Annotated in this window: 20 protein-coding genes and 1 pseudogene; 12 read left to right on the top strand and 9 right to left on the bottom strand. The window is 60.5% G+C overall.

The features are described from left to right. Positions 1-85: 85 nt before the first annotated feature. On the bottom strand, positions 86-409 hold the full coding sequence (locus HCH03_RS14420) for a hypothetical protein (protein ID WP_221690057.1): 324 nt from the start codon (positions 407-409) through the stop codon (positions 86-88). Between the two features lie 332 nt (positions 410-741). Between HCH03_RS14420 and HCH03_RS14415 the strand changes: the two genes are divergently transcribed. The 3 genes from HCH03_RS14415 (at position 742) to HCH03_RS14405 (ending at position 4,024) form a co-directional block, all read left to right on the top strand. After that, on the top strand, positions 742-1,629 hold the full coding sequence (locus HCH03_RS14415; protein WP_221690056.1) for a LysR family transcriptional regulator: 888 nt from the start codon (positions 742-744) through the stop codon (positions 1,627-1,629). A 206-nt stretch (positions 1,630-1,835) separates the two neighbouring features. Continuing rightward, positions 1,836-2,396 (top strand): FmdE family protein, encoded by a 561-nt coding sequence (locus HCH03_RS14410; RefSeq protein ID WP_221690055.1) that lies wholly within the window; start codon positions 1,836-1,838, stop codon positions 2,394-2,396. A 38-nt stretch (positions 2,397-2,434) separates the two neighbouring features. Beyond that, positions 2,435-4,024, top strand: a complete 1,590-nt coding sequence (locus tag HCH03_RS14405; protein ID WP_221690054.1) for a nucleotidyltransferase family protein — start codon at positions 2,435-2,437, stop codon at positions 4,022-4,024. Here the strand turns inward: HCH03_RS14405 and HCH03_RS14400 are convergent. The 3 genes from HCH03_RS14400 to HCH03_RS14390 are packed head-to-tail and all read right to left on the bottom strand — an operon-like array spanning position 3,984 to position 5,636. After that, a complete protein-coding gene (locus HCH03_RS14400; RefSeq protein ID WP_221690053.1) occupies positions 3,984-4,517 on the bottom strand; it encodes a S24/S26 family peptidase in 534 nt (177 codons plus the stop codon). The two genes, HCH03_RS14405 and HCH03_RS14400, sit on opposite strands and share 41 nt — an antisense overlap. Continuing rightward, complete coding sequence (locus HCH03_RS14395; protein WP_221690052.1) at positions 4,507-4,779, bottom strand: PqqD family protein; 273 nt, start codon at positions 4,777-4,779, stop codon at positions 4,507-4,509. Before HCH03_RS14395 ends, HCH03_RS14400 begins: the two co-directional genes overlap by 11 nt. After that, positions 4,776-5,636 (bottom strand): hypothetical protein, encoded by an 861-nt coding sequence (locus HCH03_RS14390; RefSeq protein WP_221690051.1) that lies wholly within the window; start codon positions 5,634-5,636, stop codon positions 4,776-4,778. The genes HCH03_RS14395 and HCH03_RS14390 overlap by 4 nt, the downstream gene beginning before the upstream one ends. Before the next feature lie 256 nt (positions 5,637-5,892). On the opposite strand from HCH03_RS14390, the gene HCH03_RS14385 reads away from it, so the two are divergent. The 7 genes from HCH03_RS14385 to HCH03_RS14355 all read left to right on the top strand — a co-directional run bounded on the left by HCH03_RS14385 (position 5,893) and on the right by HCH03_RS14355 (position 10,853). Next, the gene (locus HCH03_RS14385; protein WP_221690050.1) at positions 5,893-7,275 is read left to right on the top strand and encodes a TIGR03905 family TSCPD domain-containing protein; all 1,383 of its coding nucleotides are present in this window, start codon (positions 5,893-5,895) and stop codon (positions 7,273-7,275) included. Beyond that, positions 7,265-8,338 (top strand): hypothetical protein, encoded by a 1,074-nt coding sequence (locus tag HCH03_RS14380; RefSeq protein ID WP_221690049.1) that lies wholly within the window; start codon positions 7,265-7,267, stop codon positions 8,336-8,338. Before HCH03_RS14385 ends, HCH03_RS14380 begins: the two co-directional genes overlap by 11 nt. Positions 8,339-8,420: 82 nt before the next feature. Then, positions 8,421-9,005 carry a hypothetical protein gene (locus tag HCH03_RS14375; protein WP_221690048.1) on the top strand — a complete coding sequence of 195 codons (585 nt, stop codon included), beginning with the start codon at positions 8,421-8,423 and terminating at the stop codon, positions 9,003-9,005. Positions 9,006-9,346: 341 nt separating this feature from the next. Beyond that, positions 9,347-9,859 (top strand): hypothetical protein, encoded by a 513-nt coding sequence (locus HCH03_RS14370; protein ID WP_221690047.1) that lies wholly within the window; start codon positions 9,347-9,349, stop codon positions 9,857-9,859. 156 nt (positions 9,860-10,015) lie between these two features. After that, complete coding sequence (locus HCH03_RS14365) at positions 10,016-10,240, top strand: hypothetical protein (RefSeq protein ID WP_221690046.1); 225 nt, start codon at positions 10,016-10,018, stop codon at positions 10,238-10,240. A 53-nt stretch (positions 10,241-10,293) separates the two neighbouring features. Then, positions 10,294-10,602, top strand: a complete 309-nt coding sequence (locus tag HCH03_RS14360; protein WP_221690045.1) for a hypothetical protein — start codon at positions 10,294-10,296, stop codon at positions 10,600-10,602. Further along, on the top strand, positions 10,599-10,853 hold the full coding sequence (locus tag HCH03_RS14355; protein WP_221690044.1) for a hypothetical protein: 255 nt from the start codon (positions 10,599-10,601) through the stop codon (positions 10,851-10,853). The genes HCH03_RS14360 and HCH03_RS14355 overlap by 4 nt, the downstream gene beginning before the upstream one ends. Before the next feature lie 304 nt (positions 10,854-11,157). Here HCH03_RS14355 and HCH03_RS14350 read toward each other — a convergent pair whose 3' ends face one another. The 5 genes from HCH03_RS14350 to HCH03_RS14330 form a co-directional block, all read right to left on the bottom strand. Beyond that, positions 11,158-12,225, bottom strand: a complete 1,068-nt coding sequence (locus HCH03_RS14350) for an ABC transporter ATP-binding protein (protein ID WP_221690043.1) — start codon at positions 12,223-12,225, stop codon at positions 11,158-11,160. Next, on the bottom strand, positions 12,222-13,340 hold the full coding sequence (locus tag HCH03_RS14345) for an ABC transporter ATP-binding protein (protein WP_221690042.1): 1,119 nt from the start codon (positions 13,338-13,340) through the stop codon (positions 12,222-12,224). The genes HCH03_RS14350 and HCH03_RS14345 overlap by 4 nt, the downstream gene beginning before the upstream one ends. A gap of 4 nt (positions 13,341-13,344) precedes the next feature. Beyond that, positions 13,345-14,274 carry a nickel transporter permease gene (gene nikC / locus HCH03_RS14340; protein WP_185906249.1) on the bottom strand — a complete coding sequence of 310 codons (930 nt, stop codon included), beginning with the start codon at positions 14,272-14,274 and terminating at the stop codon, positions 13,345-13,347. A gap of 5 nt (positions 14,275-14,279) precedes the next feature. Beyond that, positions 14,280-15,299, bottom strand: coding sequence for an ABC transporter permease (locus HCH03_RS14335; RefSeq protein WP_080142643.1), 1,020 nt, complete (start codon positions 15,297-15,299; stop codon positions 14,280-14,282). Positions 15,300-15,536: 237 nt separating this feature from the next. Continuing rightward, the gene (locus HCH03_RS14330) at positions 15,537-17,168 is read right to left on the bottom strand and encodes an ABC transporter substrate-binding protein (RefSeq protein ID WP_221690041.1); all 1,632 of its coding nucleotides are present in this window, start codon (positions 17,166-17,168) and stop codon (positions 15,537-15,539) included. Positions 17,169-17,761: 593 nt separating this feature from the next. Here HCH03_RS14330 and HCH03_RS16890 point away from each other — a divergent pair. Both HCH03_RS16890 and HCH03_RS16885 read left to right on the top strand, forming a co-directional pair. Then, positions 17,762-19,375: pseudogene (locus HCH03_RS16890) on the top strand (leucine-rich repeat protein); the annotation flags it as partial. Positions 19,376-19,399: 24 nt separating this feature from the next. Continuing rightward, positions 19,400-20,417, top strand: a 1,018-nt coding sequence (locus HCH03_RS16885) for a leucine-rich repeat domain-containing protein (protein WP_368042458.1), incomplete at its 3' end; no start/stop codon positions are given.

Below are 20,417 nucleotides of genomic sequence, written 5' to 3'. Positions count from 1 at the left end.
TGAGAGGTGCGCCATAAGAGTTTCCCTCATTGTCGCACAACCCCCGACCGGCCGCTTGCCGGCGTCCGGGCCGTTCACCGCATCATCAGATTACCGTTGCCCGCCCGAAGGAGCGCCCCTCTTCCTCGTCTCTCGCGTCGGCCCGCGTCTTGTCGAGCCGGCGGTTCCTGAAGTATACGAGCCAGTTCGCCGCCAGGCACGCCATGTTGACGAAGTACACGACGAGCACCCAGTTGGCCTGCCCCGACGCGAACTTCGCCGCGATGCCGGCCACGTAGCCGGCCGTGATGAGCGCGATGAACTGCCAGCTCGTTCCCACGGCCGTGGCCGCCTTGTAGTTCTTGAATGCGTTGAGCGGCCACGACAGTCCGAAACAGACCAGCATCGCCGCCTCGAGTATCTCAGCCATGCTGAAACGACCTTTCTTCTTCTCGATGCTGCCTTTGATGATATGATTCAAAAACAATGCAATCAAATACATGTTTCAGACAAAACCAATATCAATTATGATATGGATAGCGAAAACGGCGGTAGCGATGGCCGCGTCGAACGTGCCCTGCGGAAAGCATGCTGCCGGAGCGTTTTCCGTAGGGCGAGGGCTCTGCCCTTGCCGCTCGGCAAAGTGTGTTTTCGCAGGTTGCCGGCAAGGGCAGAGCCCTTGCCCTGCAGGATGGTGGTCGAAGGCGCGCTTTTCGGCGACGATCGACGGTACGGCTCCAACGGCGGAAGGGACGGTGCGGCATGGATCTGGTGCAATTGAGGTACTTTCTCGACGTGGCCGAGACCGAGCACGTCACCAAAAGCGCGCAGCGCCTCCATGTCGCGCAGCCGGCGCTCTCGCGCTCGCTGCACCGTTTGGAGGACGAGCTGGGTTCCCCGTTGTTCGAGCACGTGGGGCGGAACATCCGCCTCACCCCGGGCGGGCGCTTGCTCAGAGACCGCGTGGCTCCGCTCGTGCGCGCTCTCGACGGCGTGGCGGCCGAGCTTGCCGCCCTTGACGAGGAGGGGGAGCGCACGGTTCGCATCAGCCTGATGTCCGCTTCGAGCATCGCCATCGACGCCGTCACGGCCTATCGTGCGGCGCATCCCGGAACCCTGTTCAAGATAGGGCAGGGCGATCGGGGCTTCGAGGCCGACGTGCTGGTGGACACCGTTCCGGCCACGGCCTCGGCCGATGCGGCGCTGGGCGGCGGCAAGGCGGCCGTGTCCCTGGTTGAGGACATCCTCGCGGCCGTTCCCGCGGACTTCCCCCTCGCCGGGTCGGAACTGTCGCTGCGCGATCTGGAAGGCTGCGAGTTCGTGTGCCTGGCCGGGTCGCGCCGCTTCCGCGGCATCTGCGACGATCTGTGCGCGCGCCACGGGTTCAAGCCCTCCGTGGCGTTCGAAAGCGACAACCCCTCGGTCGTGCAGCGCATGATCGGCCTCGGCCAGGGCGTGGGCTTCTGGCCGGAGATCAGCTGGGGTTCGCCCGACCGATCGAGCGTGCGCCTCGTCCGCCTCGCCGAGCCCGACTTCCAACGCCGCATCGTCGTGGGCACCCCGTCCCGCACCCGCGCCAGCGCCGAGTCGCTCAAGTTCCTCGACTACCTAGCCGCCCACCTCCGCGCCGCCGGCTTCCGAACGAACTAGCCTGCTGCGATGCGCGGCCTGAAGCCGAAACGGCGGTAAGCGTGAGCCGTGCGGCGTCGTGCCCCTATATATAAGCAATTGGCATTGCAAAAGAATCAGAAAAGTATTATATTCTTGATCAAGGATATAACTGATCTCGTCAAATACGAAATCGTTGTTTCGCAAATTCCGATCGCTCGCGGCAATACTGTTTAAGGGAGGGCTTTATGGAGGTTCGATCTCGGGAATTCGAAGCGCTTGTCGAAAAGGCAGAATCATTTCATGGACACCTGTGCTCCGGCCTCTACATAGGGGCCAGGATGGCCGTCTTTGCCGAAAAGCTTCTGGGAATCGACAGTGGGGAAGAGCGCTTCATGGTCGAGATGGAAACCGACAGGTGCCCGGCGGACGGCGTGCTCGTTGCTTCGAGCCTTTCGATTGGCAGGCGGCGGGTGAAGATGCTCGATTACGGCAAATGCGCCGCACGGTTTTACGACGCGCGCACCGGGAAAGGCGTTCGGCTGCGATTCGCAAGCAACCTTATTCCGGCGAAGGGCGACGACATCGTGGAATTCTTTTCCGAAGTGGAGGACGGAGAGCTTTTTCGCGTCGAGGAAATCAGCAAAGAATACCAAAGCTATGATCTACCCGGCCCGATGATAGTCGAGACGATCTGCGCTGATTGCGGAGAGCCCGTGCAAGACCATCGCGAGATCGAGTGCGGCGGCCGGGCCCTCTGCAAGCCGTGCTACGAAAAGCGCGCCATGACTTCTTCCGGCATGGCTTGATAGGCCATTCAATGGAGGAAACAAGGGAAGCAAGTCGAATGCCCAACGGACATCCTGCCCGGTTTGCCGAGGTTTTGAGACGGGCTGCTCCGTGTTTGCATAATGCCGACAAACCGCTGGAGGGATACGGCCTGAACGACTGGATCTCGCTCGTTCTATGGCTCGACAAGGCAAGCGTGCTGCTTCCCCTTGCATCGCAAGGCCTGCATTCTCCGTACGAGGCGGCGAATTCCATTGCGGCGGGCAAGGTCGTTGGGCATAGAGCAGGGCAGAGGCGCATCGTCGATGGGCTCTGTGGTTTCGCCGAGCGGGCGCACAAGGAGAAGCTTCGTTTCGTGGCTCTCAAGGGCGCGCCGCTCGCGCAGAGTCTGTATGGGAGCAAATGGGCGCGCCACTACACCGACATCGACGTGTTCGTGAGCGCAGACGACGTGGCGAAGGCCGATTACGTTGCTCGGGAATGCCGCTTCGAGCAACCCGCCGAATACTTCTCGTTGCGCGATAGCGGCGCCCTCGCCGAGCCCAAGGCCTCGGATTGGCTTCGGGCTCCCTTCGTCATCCGGCGCCGTCTCGATGTCGATACCCTTTCCGAATACGTTGCCGTGGACGGTGGCGAACCGCTCGTCCTCGATGTGCACGACAGAATCGGCGGACTCGATCCTCGAGCCGTCGAACCTTTTCTGTGGAGCACAAAGCGCATTTGCCTCGACGGCGTTGAAATGAACACGCTATCCGATGCGGCCACAGTGGCTTATCTGGCAATGGCCGCCTTCGACGATTCGGAAGGCTACCGGCCCAACAGCACCGGCGGTTTTCTCGGCTTCAAGCTGTATTGCGATTTGCTGGCATGCTTGCTGGCGTTTGACGAGCGCGCTGTCTCCGAGGGGTTCTCCCTGCTGAAAAGCTTGGGAAAAGAACGGGAAGCGGGTGTCGTCCTATCCAATCTCGAAGACGTTTTTCCCGGTTGCGCGGATTCGATGCCGTTCGAAAGGTCGAGATCGAATTGGGGAGCATCGTACAAAACAAGGTTGATCGATGTTCCGGCTCGCAAAGAGGGTGCTGCTCGAAGGGTGGCGATGCTGGTGGCCGGCTCGGAAGGCAGCTACCGACTCGGTTCCCGGGGTATCGGATCGCTTCGGTGGAACGTCCCTTCCGGTCCGGCGCTAAACTGCGAGGTCTCGTTCGTCGATGGCTGGGTGAGCGCGGTTTGGGATGTTCCCAGGTCGATCGCGGTGGATTTCGAGTGCTTCGTCTTTCAACTAAGGCTCTATCCCGGAGATTTGAGAACTGAGGTCTCGGAGATCAGAATCAATCTGTTTTGCGAAAACGGGACGTTCGAATGCTTCGCGCAGACATCGGCGCGCTTCTCTCGCAGTGGACGGGCCGACAAAGGGTGCGACGGCGCACGTTGTCGGGTCGCGACCGAGGCGCATGGGGATGGCGGCGGGTTGACGGTTCGAGTCGGGATCGAAAAGGCCGCCATAGGGATAGGAGACGACCTAGCGGCGGATATGTCGATCAACGGCGGAATATACAAAAACCACTACGGTCGAATCTACCACGAATTATGGCGCGACCGTATGAAGATCAATGGAAGTCCGGCTGCGATGAGCCCGTGGGATTGTTGAGCATCCGGGCGCGGGCTTGTCGATTGAAGGCCATGAGAGCGTGTCGAAAAAACCGACGGTACAGCCTTGCCGCCTTCGCGGCGGGGGCGGAGCGTACAATCGCTGTGTCGTGGTAGATGCGCTTAGAAAACTGGGCGGAGATGTAGCGGCGTGCAGGGCCAGCCGGCATCTCTCGCCAGCCTTGTACGCCGCAAAGCCTCACGGAACCGACGACGCCTAAAACGTGAGAACGGTCGACCACCTCCCTTTTGTTCGATTTGTCTCCTTTCAGCGTTACGGTGGTCCCGTCGACGGCGATCACCCGGTGGACGTTCAGCGATCCGTCTGCGTCTTGGAAAGCGCAGATGCTCCCGATGCCGATCTTGTCTTGCGGGCGGACGAATGCCTCGTCCCCCTCGCGCAAGAGCGGCTCCATGCACATGCCGGTAAGCGCCACGGTTATCGATCCTGACTTCTCCAGCCTTGCCTTGAGGGCGATGAGCTCAGCGTTCACAGTCGCTTCGCGCAGGCTCCAGCAGCGAGCGTGCGTCCATGTCTTCTATGAAGGATGCGAGGTCGTTTTCTGCCGTGGCTGAATCGATGTCGAATCGGCGAGAGACCTTCATGGCGATTTCGTTGCAGGGCGTGTCTCGAAGCAGCTCGTCGAGCATCAGGGACGCCGTTTCGTTCAGGACGGCAAGATCGCCGCTTTCCATCGATATGACGGAGCACCCGTCTACGGATGAAACCGTCGCATCTTTCCTCAAAGCCGTCATCGTCTTTGCCTCTCTTTCTCCAGGAATTCGTACAAGGTTTCGGCGCATTCCGATGCGTCCGAATAAGCCGCTTTGTAAAAACGGATGCCGTGGCTTCCGCACATCGACAGGAAAGTCGCCAGCGCGCTCGAAGGCTCCGCCGGCCCTATCAACGAGCCCAAGATCAGCTCGGGAAGCTCTGTCGGGCTGATCCTGGCGATAGAGCAGGGTTCGTTTCCCGACCCATACGTGGGAAACACGACGGCCGATATCGGAATCCTCTTCTCCGTGCGACGGTGCAAGACGTCCAGCGACAGATAGCTCGCTTCTCCCACGGCGTCTTCGTAGACGTCGAGCTTGGCGCCGGCACCGTAACGAGACGTCATGTCGACGTTACATTCCTTGATCTGAAAGGGGAACGCCTCGTGCCTGACGGTTGCGGAAGGCACGTTGATGTAAGCGCATTCGTCTCCCACAAAGCCGTCGAATTCGGAGAATGCGAGGGCGAGGCTGGTCTTTCCCGAGCCGGACGACCCGGAAAAGAGTACTGCGGTGCTGCCGAACACCGCCGTGGCGGCGTGCATCACCATTTGTTCTTCCGACACGTGCGAGACGAATGAATCGCTCATGATCCTCATGACCGCGTATGCGATTTCCTCGAAAGAAGAGGCAATCAGGGAGGGCGATTCTCCTTCGATTTGGAAAACGCCGCCTGTTTCGGAGATTTCTATGGAGTGGTAACTTTGCTCGGCTGCCGGGTTGTCGGGGGTGAGGGTGTCCTCGGGGAAAACCGTACGAAAAGCGGCGAGCAGCTCGGCGCTTTTCGAGGAAAGCTCAAAGCTGTCGTAGTCGAAATGTAGCCTCAAAGCTTGTCGCATGATAGTGCCCCCCTTCGGATCTCAGCTCAGGCAAACCAAGCAATAAACACGATTCAAAAACTCATCGTTGATGAAATTATACCAAATTTCATCAACGTAGCAGCTTGACATTGTACTTATTCAAGAATATTGTTGATATAGCAGCAGCGAGGTAATGGTTAGCGAGCAAGCAGGACGCCGTTGTCTTTCGAGGCGGCGTTGCGGATCGCACCCTGCAAGCTGCCGCAACGGGGAGTCTCTAGGAATGGGAGGGCGTATGTACCGCTTCGAACCAAAGGGCGTCTGCTGCGAGACCATCGACGTCGACCTCGAAGACGACGTGGTCAAGTACGTGAAGATCTACGGAGGCTGCGATGGCAACCTCAACGCCTTGTGCAAGATGACGGCTGGGCAAAAGGTAGACCATGTCGCCGCCCTTCTCGAGGGCAACACCTGCCACCGGCACGACGATACATCTTGCGCCGATCAGATGGTCAAGGCCCTGCGCGCCGCTCAGAGCGACGCGCCTCGAGCGAGTGCGGAGGGTATGGGCGGCAAGGGCCTCTCGCGCAGGCAGTTCGCGCAGGTCGTGTCCGTCGGGCTGGCGACGGTGCTCGCGACGGGCCTCCCGACGCAGGCTTTTGCGGACGCCTCGTCGAGGACGTTCGTCGACTCGCTCGGCAGGGAGGTGAGCGTGCCGCCTTCGGTGGGTGCGGTGATGCCGCTCGGGGAGATAGCCCAGTGCCTCGTCTGCACGCTCTGTCCCGAAACGCTTACATCCGTGGCCTCCGAAATTGACGAAACGGACGAAAGGGAGTATCGCGAGGCCGGCATGGACGAGATAGCCGAGCTTCCGGAAACCGGGGGAGGGGCCTCGAGCGGCGTGGAGGACGTCGAGCCTCAAGCGGCCATATGGACCGGAGCGAGCATCATGCTCGACGCTGGCCTCCCCAAAAACGGTCTCGCCGACGAACTCGACGCGCTGCAGGCCGAGGGCGACACCCCGTGCGTCTTCCTCGACACCTCCTTCGGCAACCTGCCGCAAGCTTACCGGCTGCTGGGCGATTTGCTAGGCCGCCAAGGGAGGGCCGAAGAGCTCGCGACGTACATCGAGGGCGCGATGGCGCGCGCGGCGTCCGTTCGCGACGCGAACTGCGGCTCGTGCTCCGTCTTCTATGCCCCGCGAAAGACAGGGCTGGAAGTGAAGAGCAGCTACACCGTGCAGGCGGATGCCATCGCCCATATCGGAGCGATCCCTGTGACCTCGCCCTACGTGTTCCCGGACAGAACCGTGAACCTCGCCGCCGTCGACGCGGCGAACGTCGACCTCGTCGTGTTCGACGACACCGACTGCCTCGCGTCCCTCGCCGCGCAGGAGGGTCCGGCGTGGGAGGCGTGGGGAGGCGTGGAGGCCGTGGCGGCCGGCAAGGTCGCCGTGTCCCCGGCCCTGATCTACAGCTGGTTCGGCTCCTTGGCGCACGTCCAGTCGATAGGCGTCCTCTGGCTAGCCAGCGTCATCTGGCCGTCGTCGTGCCCCTACGACATAGCCCTAGAAGCTGACACCTTCTACCGGTTGTTCTACGGGCTGAGCAAGGATGAAGGAGAACTTGACGGTCTCGTCGGCCTGTATGATGAGAAAGGGTACTCCAATGAAGGATAGCGCGCTTGCAACCTATGAGAAGCCGACCATCTCCTACTGGCCGGCGGAGAAACTGAACAGCATAGAGGCAAAGATGTCCGGCGGCGGGGGCGGGGGAGTTCCCCCGTGGAGCCCCAGTTCCGATCCTGCGCATAGCGTGGTAACAAGCTCGGGGTTATCGGTTTGCGCAACACAACGCGTTGTAGTTGCAGATGCGGCATACGTTGGTGGAAAATGGCTCTATTTGTTTGGGGCCGGGATCGCCGGTGTGTCAAAGCGTGCGGATCCCGTTATGGGCAACGATGCTATTACCGGTCTTGGTCTCTATGTAACAAAGTTGCGAAATCCATCAGAAGTGGCGCTTGTCTATGATAGCGAAATGAACGAATGTAGGTATGTTCCTGCGATGGGTGCGCCGTCCGGTGTTGCGTCGTATGCAATGGAGGAAGTTTTCAATCTTATTTTAAGCACGCTACCCTCTGGGTTTGGCATTTCGTACTCATTACTGAACTTAGTTCAAACGCTGCAGGGAGTCGGTTGCACTTCCGAAGGGTTTTCAGAATTATGGAATTGGGTTGAACCTATAGAAGCTGGATATGGATTTTACTCATTCTATGCTCATGTTGCTCCTGGAAGTTCAACAACGCTTGAGGTGAACGGAGGCGCTTTTACTCCCTATGGAGCTAATACGACAGACCGAGTAATAACTCCGAATATTAGGATATCCATTACCGCTCCAGGTTCGTCGGCGTCTAAAAGCACGGCTTTGCATGGTGTCTTGATGTACAACGGAGCTTTGAGTCGTTCATTGAATAGGACTCGGTCTCTTGATCAAGGAGACGGATGCAATAAGGTCGCGTTATTGGAAGTCGTCGATAATCGTATTGCATGGTGCGATCGAACTATTGAGTTTTACCAGATATCGCAAGATGCTGAAAAAGCCGCATATTTAATCGAAAAAGAGGAGACGGCAAAATCCGAGCTGCTCAATTTGAAGTCATCGATTGAAGACACTTCGGAAACAGACGCGATGTCTCTGCTCTCCCTTGAAAGCATGGTTAACGATGTGTTTGATGCCGAATGATAGAGCCGTCGGTTCACGACGGAAAAAATTGCATTGCGGCCGTAGCGTTATGTTTTCCGCACGATCGGTTAGGAGGTGATTGATGAGAGTTGCGAAGGCGTTAGCCGCTTTGTTCGTTGTCGGTTTGATCGCGATAGCGAGCGGCTGCTCAGGGAATGAAACTGCGTTGACTAACAGAAATTTGGAACGAACCGTTCCGTTTCTCGTCGAGCCGCAGCAGAGCGCTCCTGAAACGAGCATGCGGGGAGCTTTGTTCGTGTACGGCGATGGCGGAAGCAAGCGACAAGCAGCTTTATCGGCCACGTTCGACATCGCCCCCGACGACGAGAGCGGCATATACATTGCGATCCCTTTGGGCGTCCGCGTAGTTTCCGTCGATTGCGATTACCGCAGCGACGACGCTAACCCTTGGTCTGATCGACCGTATGTCTATGCCGTGCCTCCCCACGACGGCGTCGACGGGTTCATTTCCATCGCGAGTTCTTTTTTCGCGGGCAGCTCTGCCGAGGGGCCTTCGGGGGGTGGGCCGGGAACCATCGTAGCGTGCTTTGAATTCGACGAAAGTTTTGCGACGAACGGTGCGGGTTCCTGTATCGAGGTCTCTCTTGTGACGGACGACCCCGCAACGAACGAGAGGAGCCGTGCGAGTCTGAGCCTTGTCGGATAACGGACGGCTAACCCGTTTATCTACGCTTCGTTTCGGTCAAAGCTTTTTGCGAGGAGAGCGCCTCCGCATGAACCTTTAACGTTATGTTGACAATTTTATATGTGTCGCGGATCGTCATAGTGATTCGGAGATGTAGAGGGTCGAAGAGTGAAACGGGCTCGGAAAGTAATAGAAACGATCAGGCACCATGAACCGATGAAGCGCGTTGTGCGCTGAAGCTGTTTCATGGTGAAAAGACATCATAGCGAAGCGCGGAGCTATCGGTGGCTGATGCCTTGGGGTGGAATAGTGATTGAATCTTGCGCAGATGATGGACTTAGATTCGAAGGGAAGATCGATACATGGTTCCACGTTATAACCGCTTCGTTTTTTGTAGCGTGTCTATGTGCGTTCTGCTTCTGTTGCTAGAGAGCGACTCCATGCCTCCTCTTTATTTTGCCATCGTCCTAATCGCCGTCGTCGTTTCATGTGCGGTACTTGCTCAGCAGTTTTGCAGAACGGTGCGTAATTATGTCGAGTTCGACTCCGACAACGATGTCTTGGTGGCGTATGGCTTGAAGACTCATAGGATTGATGCTGGGCAGATAACAATGGTAGCGACCGAGAAGAGCAGCATCAGTAAACTATCCCATGCTTCGGAACGTTTGCTCGCGGTTCTCGCCTCGATCTTCGTCTATGGTGAAGCCAGTCTGTTCAAAGATGCTGCGTCGTTCGATCATGTAATTATTACTACACGCGATCAAGCGGTCGTGTTTTCGGTTGAAGATGAGGGTAGCTTTCTACGGGCGGCGGCCAGTTATTTTCCAAATGCAATGATGAGGGGGATGGATGTAGAAATAGAGGGTCAGCGATAGTTTCCGAAGTAGCCGGTGAAAACCGATTGCTCATTTTGAAAAGCTGCAATGGCCCGACCCATTGCAGAGAATCGTGCGCTTCGCCGATCTTTGGACGGGTTTCGAGCTTAAAACGAGGAAGGAGGGTCAGTGGAACCTCTTAAAGCACGGAGGCGTATGGGTAAAGATCGGGTAAAGGCGACGATAAGGGATCTGTTGCGGAATCTGCTGATCGTCTGGGCTACGGCGAGCCTCACCACCTTGGTTATGCTGGTCGTGCCTGGAAGCTTCGATGAGCTGCACTTGGCGGATCCGGCTTTATGGCGGCTCGTGTTCATTCCTACAGGGGTCGGGGCAACCGTGGGAACCATCTGGAAGCACGTTGAGAAAGAAGACGAATAGCGCTTGGGCTATCCTTCGAATTCCGGCCGTGAAGGCGGGGGAAAGGTGCTTTTTTGAAGACGGGTATCGGTTTGACGCTAAAGGATTTCGCCATAGCTATGACCCGATACTGGGTTACGGTGCTTCTCGCCGTACTGGTTTTGTGCCTTCTCGAAGGCAGTTTGGCCTACCTGCAGAAACCGCATATCTGGGTTATCCTCTTTATCGGATCGGGCGTATATCTCGGTTTGACGTGGAAAGATTGCAAAGACGGCAAGGACGTCAAGTTTTCCGGAGGATCGCCGTTCGGAGATTTTGCGAAGGCCCTGCTGGTCGTTTCGGCAACGGTGGGCTTGGCTTTTCTGGCGGCGGCGGTTTCATGAAAGATCCGATGCGCAAGGAGATACTCGAAACGACATTGGTTGTTTGCGGGGCGGTGCTCCTCGCCGTGCCGGCCAACGAGCTTCTCGCTCTATGCGGAATCGAAAACAACCCGAGCTTCTGGCGGCCGTTCCTCATTTCGATAGCGGTCTTGTACGTATCCCGTATTGTCATAGTGGTTCGGAGGCACAGAGGAAGAATACCCTACACGAGGGAAAAGAAGCATAGAAATAGGAAAGGGAGGGGCGATTAGACGTTATGCCGCGCCTGCTTCCGAACAAAAGAGCCCCGTACGGAAGGGACTGGCTGCACATGGCTTTCTTATACGCGTGCCCCGCCATCCCGGTTTACCCCGCAGGTTGATTCCCTCTTCTCCCTGACCCGCTCGTCCACCCCGCCCCGTTCTCTTGCAGCAGGGAGGCATCCAGGGCGTGCCCACCAAGCGAGTTCCGCACGAGCCGGAGGCCCCAGTGGGGCCTCCGTGCGAGTCAGGACTGTTTGAGCGACTGGGCATGTCCTGGATGCCTCCCGTCGCAGGTTGAACAACGCAGGTCGCGTTACGCCACGACCGCCGTCCCCGGCCCGCCTTCGTCGTACCGATGGCAAGCGCACTGATGGTTCGGCTTCACCTCGACGAGCGGCGGCATGACATCGTCGCAGCCCTCGACCTTCGCGAAGCAGCGCCCGGCGAAGCGGCAGCCCGGCGGCGGGTCGATGGGGGAGGGCACGTCGCCTTCCAGGATGATGCGGTCCTTCTTGGTGGCGGGGTCGACCGACGGGATGGCCGACAGCAGCGCCTGGGTGTACGGCGACAGCGGGTCGGCGTACAGCGCCTTCTTCGGGGCTATCTCCATCATCTTGCCCAGGTACATGACGCCCACGCGGTCGGACACATGCTTCACCACGTTCAGGCCGTGGGCGATGAACAGGTACGTGAGGCCGAACTGCTCCTTGAGCTCGTCCAGCAGGTTCAGCACCTGCGCCTGGATGGACACGTCCAGCGCCGACACGGGCTCGTCGCACACGATGAGCTTCGGGTTCACGGCCAGGGCTCGCGCGATGCCCACGCGCTGGCGCTGGCCGCCCGAGAACTCGTGGGGGTAGCGGTTGCGCATGTAGTTCGCCAGGCCCACGCACTCCAGAAGCTCGTTCACGCGGTCCTCGACCTTGTCCTTCGGCAGGATGTTGTTCGTAAGGATGGGCTCGGCGATGATGTCGCCGATGCGCATGCGCGGGTTGAGCGACGCGTAGGGGTCCTGGAAGATCAGCTGGATGTCCTTGCAGTAGGCCTTGCGCTCGGCGGGCTTCATGGCCGTGAGGTCGTGGCCGTCGAAGATGATCTTGCCGGACGTGGGGCGCAGCAGGTTCACCAGCATCTTGCCCACGGTGGTCTTGCCGCAGCCCGACTCGCCCACGAGGCCGAACGCCTCGCCGCGGCGGATCTGGAAACTCACGTCGTCCACGGCCTGCACGTGCGAGGTGGCCTTGCCAAAGAAGTTCGTCTCGGCGGCGAAGCGCTTCGTGAGGTGCTGGACGTCGAGCAGGATATCCTGACTCGGCGCGGACGCGCCGTCCGCGCCCGCCTGCGCCTGGGCGCCGGCGGCTTGCTCGTTGTGCTCGCTCATCGGCTCGCCTCCTCAATGTCCTCGATCTCGGCCTCGCGCAGCTCCTCGGCCGCAAGCAGGGCCTCCGAGGCCTCCACGTCGCGTGCGGCCTCGGCGTCGGCGATGGCCTCCGCTTCCGCCTCGGCGATGGCTGAGACGCTCTTGGCCTCGCCCTCGGCGTTCTCGTACAGGAAGCAGCGCACCTTGTGCCCGTCCAGGTCCACCAGGTCGGGGATTTTCTCGCGGCAGATGTCCATGCACGAGTCGCACCGGTCGGAGAAGTGGCAGCCCGGGGGCATCTCCAAGGGGTTCGGCACCATGCCCTTGATCATGTACAGGCGCTTCGAGTCGTCGTCCTCCAAACGGGGGATGGACTTCAGCAGGCCCAGCGTGTAGGGGTGCATGGGGTGGTCGAACAGCGTGCGCACCTCGGCTTCTTCCACCACCTGGCCGCAGTACATGACCACCACGCGGTCGGCCGTCTCGGACACCACGCCCAAATCGTGCGTGATCAGCAGCACGGCCATGCCGGTGTCGTCGCGCAAACGGCGCAGCAGGTCCAGGATCTGCGCCTGGATGGTCACGTCGAGGGCCGTGGTGGGCTCGTCGGCGATCAGCAGCTTCGGGTTGCACGACAGCGCCATGGCTATCATCACGCGCTGGCGCATGCCGCCCGACATCTGGTGCGGGTAGTCGTCGATGCGCTTCTCGGGGCTGGGTATGCCCACTTTGCGCAGCATGTCGATGGCGCGCTCGCGCGCTTCCTTCTTCGACACGTTCTCGTGCGTGCGGATGGCCTCAACGATCTGCTTGCCCACGCGGTACACGGGGTTGAGCGACGTCATGGGCTCTTGGAAGATCATGGCCATGTCGTTGCCGCGCAGCTCGCGGTACTCGCGTTCGGACAGGTGCACGAGGTCCTTGCCCTCGAACTCCATCGAACCGCCGGCCACGTGCCCCGGCTCGGCCAGCAGGCCCATGACCGACAGGCTCGTCACGGACTTGCCGGAGCCCGACTCGCCCACGATGGCCAGGATCTCGCCCGCGTCCACGTCGAAGCTCACGTCTTCGACCGCCTTGACGATGCCCTTCTTGACGGGGAACTCCGTGGAGAGGTTCTTCACCGATAACAGCATGCGATCACCTCTTCCTTGCTTTGGGGTCGAGGCCGTCGCGGATGCCGTCGCCCAGCAGGTTGAACGCCAGCACGGTCAGCGTGATGGCCATGCCGGGGAAGATCATGAGCCAAGGAGCGCGGAACAGCTCGTTGCGTCCGCGGCCCAGCATGTCGCCCCACTCGGCCGCCGGAGGCTGCACGCCCAGGCCCAGGAAGCCCAGGGCCGCCGCGTCCAGGATGGCGGTGGAGATGCCCAGCGTGGCGCGCACGATGATGGAGGGCAGCACGTTCGGCAGCACATGGCGGAAGATGATGGCGGCGTTGGAATCGCCCACCACGCGCGCCGCGGCCACGTAGTCGTTCTCTTTGATGGCCAGTATCTCCGAGCGCACGATACGCGCGTACTCGGGAATGGACACCAGGCCGATGGCCACGACCGCCTTCTCGATGCCGGGCCCGAGGGCCGCCATGATGGCGATGGCCAACAGGATGGAGGGGATGGCCAGCATCATGTCCATGACGCGCATGATGACCGTGTCCGTCTTGCCTCCGCGGTAGCCGGCGATGGAGCCTAGCAGCACGCCGATGGTGAGCGAGATGGCCACGGCGGCCAGGCCCACGGTGAGCGTGATCTGCGTGCCCACGAGCACGCGGCTGAAGATGTCGCGGCCCTGGATGTCGGTGCCGAACCAGTGCGCGGCGCTCGGGCCCATCAAAGACTCGCTCAGGTTCTGCGCGTAGGGGTCGTAGGGCAGCACGCCCGGCACGAACTTCGTCACCAAGGCTATGATGACGAGCAGCAGGATGAAAATGCCGCTGATGAGCGAAGCCTTGTTCGATACGATGCCGGCGAACACGTCTTTCCAGATGCTCTCGCGCTTCTCCTTGACCGGTTGCGCGGCCAGCGCCGCGCCTGCGGCGGGCTCGGTGGCGAGCTTCTTGTCCTTGCTCATCGATATCACCCCTCTTCCTTCGCGCCGTACTTGATGCGGGGGTCAAGGTAGGCGTACACGATATCGACGACCAGGTTCATGATGACGAAGATGACGGCCACCAAAAGCACGATGCCCTGAACTACGGGGAAGTCGCTCTTCAGCACGCAGTCGACGGCGAACTTGCCGATGCCCGGCCAGGCGAACACCGTCTCGGTGAGCAGCGCGCCGCCGAGCAGGCTGCCAAACTGCAGGCCGATGACCGTCGATACGGGCAGCATGGCGTTGCGCAGCGCGTGCTTGATGTTCACGGTGCCCTTCTTCAGGCCCTTGGCGCGCGCCGTGCGGATGTAGTCGGCGTTGAGCGTCTCGAGCATGCTCGAGCGCGTCATGCGCGTGATGATGGCCATGGAGTACAGCGACAGCGCCAGCGTGGGCAGGATCAGATGGATGAGCACGTCGCCCAAGGCCGTCCAATCGGCGCGCATGATGGTGTCCAGTATGAAGAACCCGGTTCCTCCGGTTGGCTGGAGCAGGGGCGTCACGCGCCCGCTCGACGGCAGCACGTGCAGGATGCCGGCGAACAGCAAGATGAGCAGGATGCCCGACCAGAAGATGGGCATCGACACGCCCACCAAGGCTATGAGCATGCTCACGTTGTCGGCGAGCTTGTTCTTCTTCACCGCCGCCAGCACGCCCAGCGTCACGCCCAGAAGGGACGCCACGATGATGGCGCAGATGGCGAGCTCGGCCGTGGCGGGGAAGCGCGCGGCGATCTCGGCCGTGACCGGCTGGTGGGTGTAGTAGGACATGCCGAGGTCGCCCTGCACGGCGCCCACGATGAAGTTGATGTACTGCATCCAGATGGGGCTGTCCAACCCGTTGTCCGCGCGCCACGTCGCCATCGCCTCGGGGGTTGCGTGCTCGCCCAGAACCACCGGAGCCGGGTCCGGGGCCAACACGCGCGTGATGAGGAAGATGATGATCGTAACACCCAGCAAAACGGGAATCACCATAAGGATTCGTTTGAGGATGTATTTGAGCATAGAGCACCTTTCTTGCCTGCCCTGTGCCGCTATCCGAACGGACACAGGAACGAAGCCGGAGACCCGTGGCCCCCGGCTTCGAGCACGCCAACTCGTCTTTGACGTGCAGATCATCGGATCGATACGACCGGATGACAGTGTAGCGCAAGTGCGGCCCATGCGCGACGAGAATACGACGCACGGGCCGCACAGGGGAAATAAAAAACCCGGCGCCCTCTCGGACGCCGGGAAAAGCCTTTACGCTTCCTTCGAGACGCCCTTGAAGAACGCGACTCCCGTGGGATGGTAGTAGAAGTCCTTGACCTTCGGGCTGTAGCCCAGCAGGTTCTTGGAGTGGGAGATGAGCACCCACGGCTGCTTCTCGGCAACCATTTCCTCGCACTTCAGGTAGATGGCGTCACGCTCGTCGCCATCCGGCGTGGCCAGGCCCTCGGCGATGAGCGCCTTGTACTCGTCGTCCTGCCAGTGCGCCACGTTCATGGACCAGTTCGTGTCGGCGAGCAGGTTCATGAAGTTGTCCGGGTCGCCGTTGTCGCCCGTCCAGCCGTAGAAGCAGATGTCGTACGGGTCGGTCTGCACCTTGGTCTTGTAGGTGGTCCAGTCGTACTCGGTGATGCTCACGTCCACGCCGACCTCGGCCAGGTAGCCCTGGATCATGCGGGCCAGGTCGCTGCCGCCCTTCTGGTTGTAGGGGCGGGCGGTGGTGTAGGTGATGCACTGCAGCGACGTGATGCCCTTGTCGGCCAGCGTCTTCTTGGCGGCGTCGGGATCGTAGGCCGTCTGCTTGACGTCCTTGTCGTAGGGGGCCATCCACAGGGGCATGACCGAGTTCGCCACGGTGGCGTAGTCGCCGTAGATGGACTTCACCATCTCCTCGACGTTGATGGCCTGGGCGACGGCCTTGCGGACCTCCTGGTCGGTGCACTTGCCGGTCTCGGTGTTGAACGCCATGTAGTTGATGGTCATGCCGTCCTCGGAGAACAGCTCGAAGCCGCCGTCGACGATCTGATCGACCGCGGAGGGATCGACGCTCGAGATGATGTCGCACTCGCCGTTGATGAGCGACGTGATGCGGGTGTTGCCCTCGGTGATGATCTTGAAGATGAGGTTCTTCGTCTTGGGAGCGTCGCCCCAGTAGTCCTCGTTCGCCACGAGCGTGAGGGAGGCGCCCTTCGTCCAGTTGACGAACTTGTAGGGGCCGGTGCCCACGGGCTCGGTGATGGCCTGGCCGTCGGTGGCCTTCTCGATGGCGCTCGGCGCCACGATGGGGGAGGCCAGGGCCATGGCCAGGTTCTTCACGAACGGGGCGGAAGCCGCGCGCATCGTGATCTTCACGGTGTAGTCGTCAACGGCCTCGACCTTCTCGACGCCGTTGCCCGCCTCTTCCTCGCCGAACACGAACGACGCGTAGGGCATGTCGGAGTTGCGGTTGGGCTCGAGCTGGCGCTCGATGGACTTCTTCACGGCCTCGGCGTTGAAGTCGGTGCCGTCGTGGAACTTGATGCCCTCGTTCAGCTTGATCGTGTAGATCAGGCCGTCGTCAGAGATCTCGGGCAGGTCCTTGGCCAGGCAGGGCGACACCTTCGCGTCGGTCTTGCCGTACTGGTACAGGCCCTCGTACATGTTGCAGGACACCACGGCGGACTCGCCGTCGTCGAAGTACGCCGGGTCGACCGCGCGCGGGTCGGCCGTCAGGCTGTACGTGATGGTGTCGGACGCGCCGCCGGCCGCCGGGGCGTCTCCGCCTTCCTTCTTGGCGTCGTCGCCACCGCCGCCGCAGCCTGCCATGCTGACGAGGCCGAAGCCTGCCGCAGACACGCCGAGCAGCTCCATGAACTGACGCCTGCTGAACGAACTCTTGCTTTCCATAAAGGATGTCTCCTTCCCTCAAACCCCGTTTCCCAACGGGGCCCTCCTTCGAGTCTTCGACTCGCTACGCCCGGCCGCGCCTTCGGGCGGCCGTCGCGTATCCGTATACTTTAGTACAACAGAGCGTGGTACAGCAGGTAATTTACCGCATAGAAACGTTTTTTGTCCGTTTGCGGCGCAAAAAACCGACCAAAGGCGCGCCCGGAAGCGCTGGAGGCGGCCTCCGGGCGCCGAGCAAGGGGAGGCGGGGCGTTTACGCCGGCGCGCGACGTGGGCTTTCTATGCCGTGAGCTGGCTTCGAGTGGCGGCTTTCGCTTGGACGGGCGATGGGGCGGATGACGCAAGCGGGTGACAAGCGGCTTTTGTGCTGGAGGGGCGGTGGGCCCGCCAATGCGATGCGGCCTTACCGCTACTTGATCCGAGCAAGAATGGGACGAAAACCTAGAAAATCACCCGCTCATTTCTTATATGCGGTTGCATAATGGTTGTCATAATATTTACATAGTATATTTAAAATGTGCATTGATACTTTCGGTTAGTCAAGGTAAGTCAATCGCAACTTGTGTCTTTCACGGGGATGAAGGGTGGCAAGAATGGGGAAGCGTCGAGGATTGGGCGGTAAAGCCCTGTCCGTTTTCTTGTCCGGGGCGTTGGTCGTCCTTATGGTGCCGGTGGTCGATGCTCACGCTTATTCTGGTGAGCCGCTTGATTTCGAATCGATTTCGTTGGGCGATCTTGATGTTGGCCCCAATGGGGAAGCCGTTGGCGGCGCTATCGCAAGCGGGGATTTCGAGTATACGACCCAAGATGACGGAACGGCGTCGATCTGCGCGTATACCGGAACTCGTCCTGAGGGCTCTCAGGTTATGAGCGTGGTCGTTCCTTCGGAGATTGACGGGAAATCAGTTACGGCGATTGCCGAGGAGGCTTTTGCCTATAACTTGGAAATTGAGGCGATCTATTTACCCGAGACCATTGCCTCGATTGGAAACTCGGCTTTCTACCACTGCGAGAACCTGCGAATTATTGCGTTTTGCGGAGATATTCCCGCTTTGGGTTTTACCTTGGCGGAGGGGACGGCGAAGCTTGAAAGGGTCCTTACGCTCGAATCATATGACTTCAAGCCGATGGAGGAGCTCGTTTCGAGCGACCGAGGCGGAGGCGATGACGGCGTAGAGTACAAGAGGTTCGCATCGAAGGACGAGCTGTGCTCGGCGTACGAGGATTACTTGAAATCTGATAGTGAGGCTCGAGCTGTATCGAGCGATAGTGGCTCCAAGGCGGCGGATGGGGCGGCTCTGCCTCGAATCGGTGCCTCGTCGATTTCGTTGCCGGTGGTTGAAGATGCTAGTCCGGTTGCGAGCTATGTTCTCGCGTACGGGGAATGCGGTGAAAACGTTACGTGGTCGTTGAGCAGCAACGGCTTTCTTTCAATAGAGGGCACGGGCGACATGACGGATTTTTCCTATGAGACCAATGCCCCTTGGTATTCGCATAGGAGCGAGATCGTTTCGGTGGTGATTTCGGAAGGGGTGACGTCGGTCGGCTCTTACGCCTTTCGCGATTACGCCAACCTTGCATTCTTGGAGCTTCCGACAAGCCTGCTTTCTATCGGTGCGTTTGCCTTTGATAGCTGTGATTTGCTGGCGGGCGAGCTTGCTATTCCTAGCGGCGTGACATCTATAGGCAACTACGCTTTTCGCGGCTGCTCGTCGCTGGTCTCCGTTTCTTTACCCGAGGGCCTGACCGCTATCGATGATGCAACTTTCAATGGCTGCTCGTCCCTGTCGTCTGTTACCTTGCCTAAAAACTTGCAAACTGTGGGAAACAATGCTTTTCTGGGATGCGAGTCGCTTTCCGGATCGCTCTCGATTCCCGAAAGCGTGACGTTTATCGGCTCGAGCGCCTTTGGTTTCTGCGCTCTGCTCACATCGGTTGTTCTTCCCTGCGGCGTTACTTCCATCGATACCGGTACTTTTTCTAATTGCTCATCCCTCGAATCGATCTCGCTGCCCGACGGTCTGCTATCGGTTGGCTCTTCGGCCTTCTCCGGTTGCTCTTCTCTGCCTTCGATTTCTTTGCCGGCGGGAGTCTCTTCTATCGGCCAACGTGCTTTTGAGGGCTGCACCAAGCTCTCCTCGCTCACCCTGCCGGAGGGTTTGCGCTCCATAGGGCCGCACGCTTTCTTGAACTGCTCGTCGCTATCTGGGGAACTTGCTATTCCTGAAGGAGTGGGTAGCATACAGGAAGGAACCTTCGAGGGCTGCTCGTCGCTCTCGTCGCTCTCCCTGCCCGAGGGCCTCTCATCCATCGGCAACTACGCCTTCTCCGGCTGCGCCAAGCTCTCCTCGCTCTCCCTGCCCGACGGCCTCTCCTCCATCGGCAACTCCGCCTTCTCCGGCTGCTCGTCGCTCTCCGGGGCCCTCGCCGTGCCCGAGGGTGTGGCCTCGATCGGGAGCTACGCCTTCCACGGCTGCTCCTCGCTCTCGTCGGTCTCCCTGCCCTCCACGCTGGAGTCCCTGGGATACGGCGTCTTCGGCGGCTGCTCGGGCGTCGCCGAGCTGTCCTTCGCCTCGGCCGCCGTGCCCGCCGGCGCCGCCGACGCCGTGTACGAGCTGCGCAACCTGAAGACGGCCTACGTGCCCGCCGGCTCCTACGCCGCCTACGCCGCCGCCCTCCAGTCCTCGCTGCCGGCGGGGGCCTCCATCGCCAGCTCCGGGGCCGCGGGCGACTTCCAGGTCGAGGGCGGCGTGCTCGTCGCCTACACGGGCCCGGGCGGCGACGTCTCCGTCCCCGCGGGCGTTGTTTCCGTCGGGCCCTCGGCGTTCCAGGGCCGCGCCGACGTCACGGGCGTCTCCCTGCCCGAGGGCGTGGCCTCCGTGGGCGACTACGCCTTCGCGAACTGCTCGGGCCTCGCCTCGGTCTCGCTGCCCTCCACGCTCGCCGGCATAGGCGGCCACGCCTTCGAAGGCTGCGCCAAGCTCGCCTCCGTCTCCCTGCCCGCGGGCCTGGCCTCCCTCGGCGTGTACGCCTTCTACGGCTGCTCCTCGCTCTCAGGGGGCGTCGCGGTCCCCGGGGGCGTGGCCTCCGTGGGCGCCTACGCCTTCGCCTACTGCTCCTCGCTCGAGTCCGCCTCGCTCGCCCCGGGCGTGGCCTCCGTCGGGAACGACGCCTTCGAGGGCTGCTCGTCGCTCTCGTCGCTCTCCCTGCCCGAGGGCCTCTCATCCATCGGCAACTACGCCTTCTCCG

Origin of the sequence: Gordonibacter massiliensis (ex Traore et al. 2017), from assembly GCF_019731765.1 — a bacterium.
GTDB lineage: Bacteria > Actinomycetota > Coriobacteriia > Coriobacteriales > Eggerthellaceae > Gordonibacter > Gordonibacter massiliensis.
This window is presented reverse-complemented; position numbering and strand designations above follow the sequence as displayed.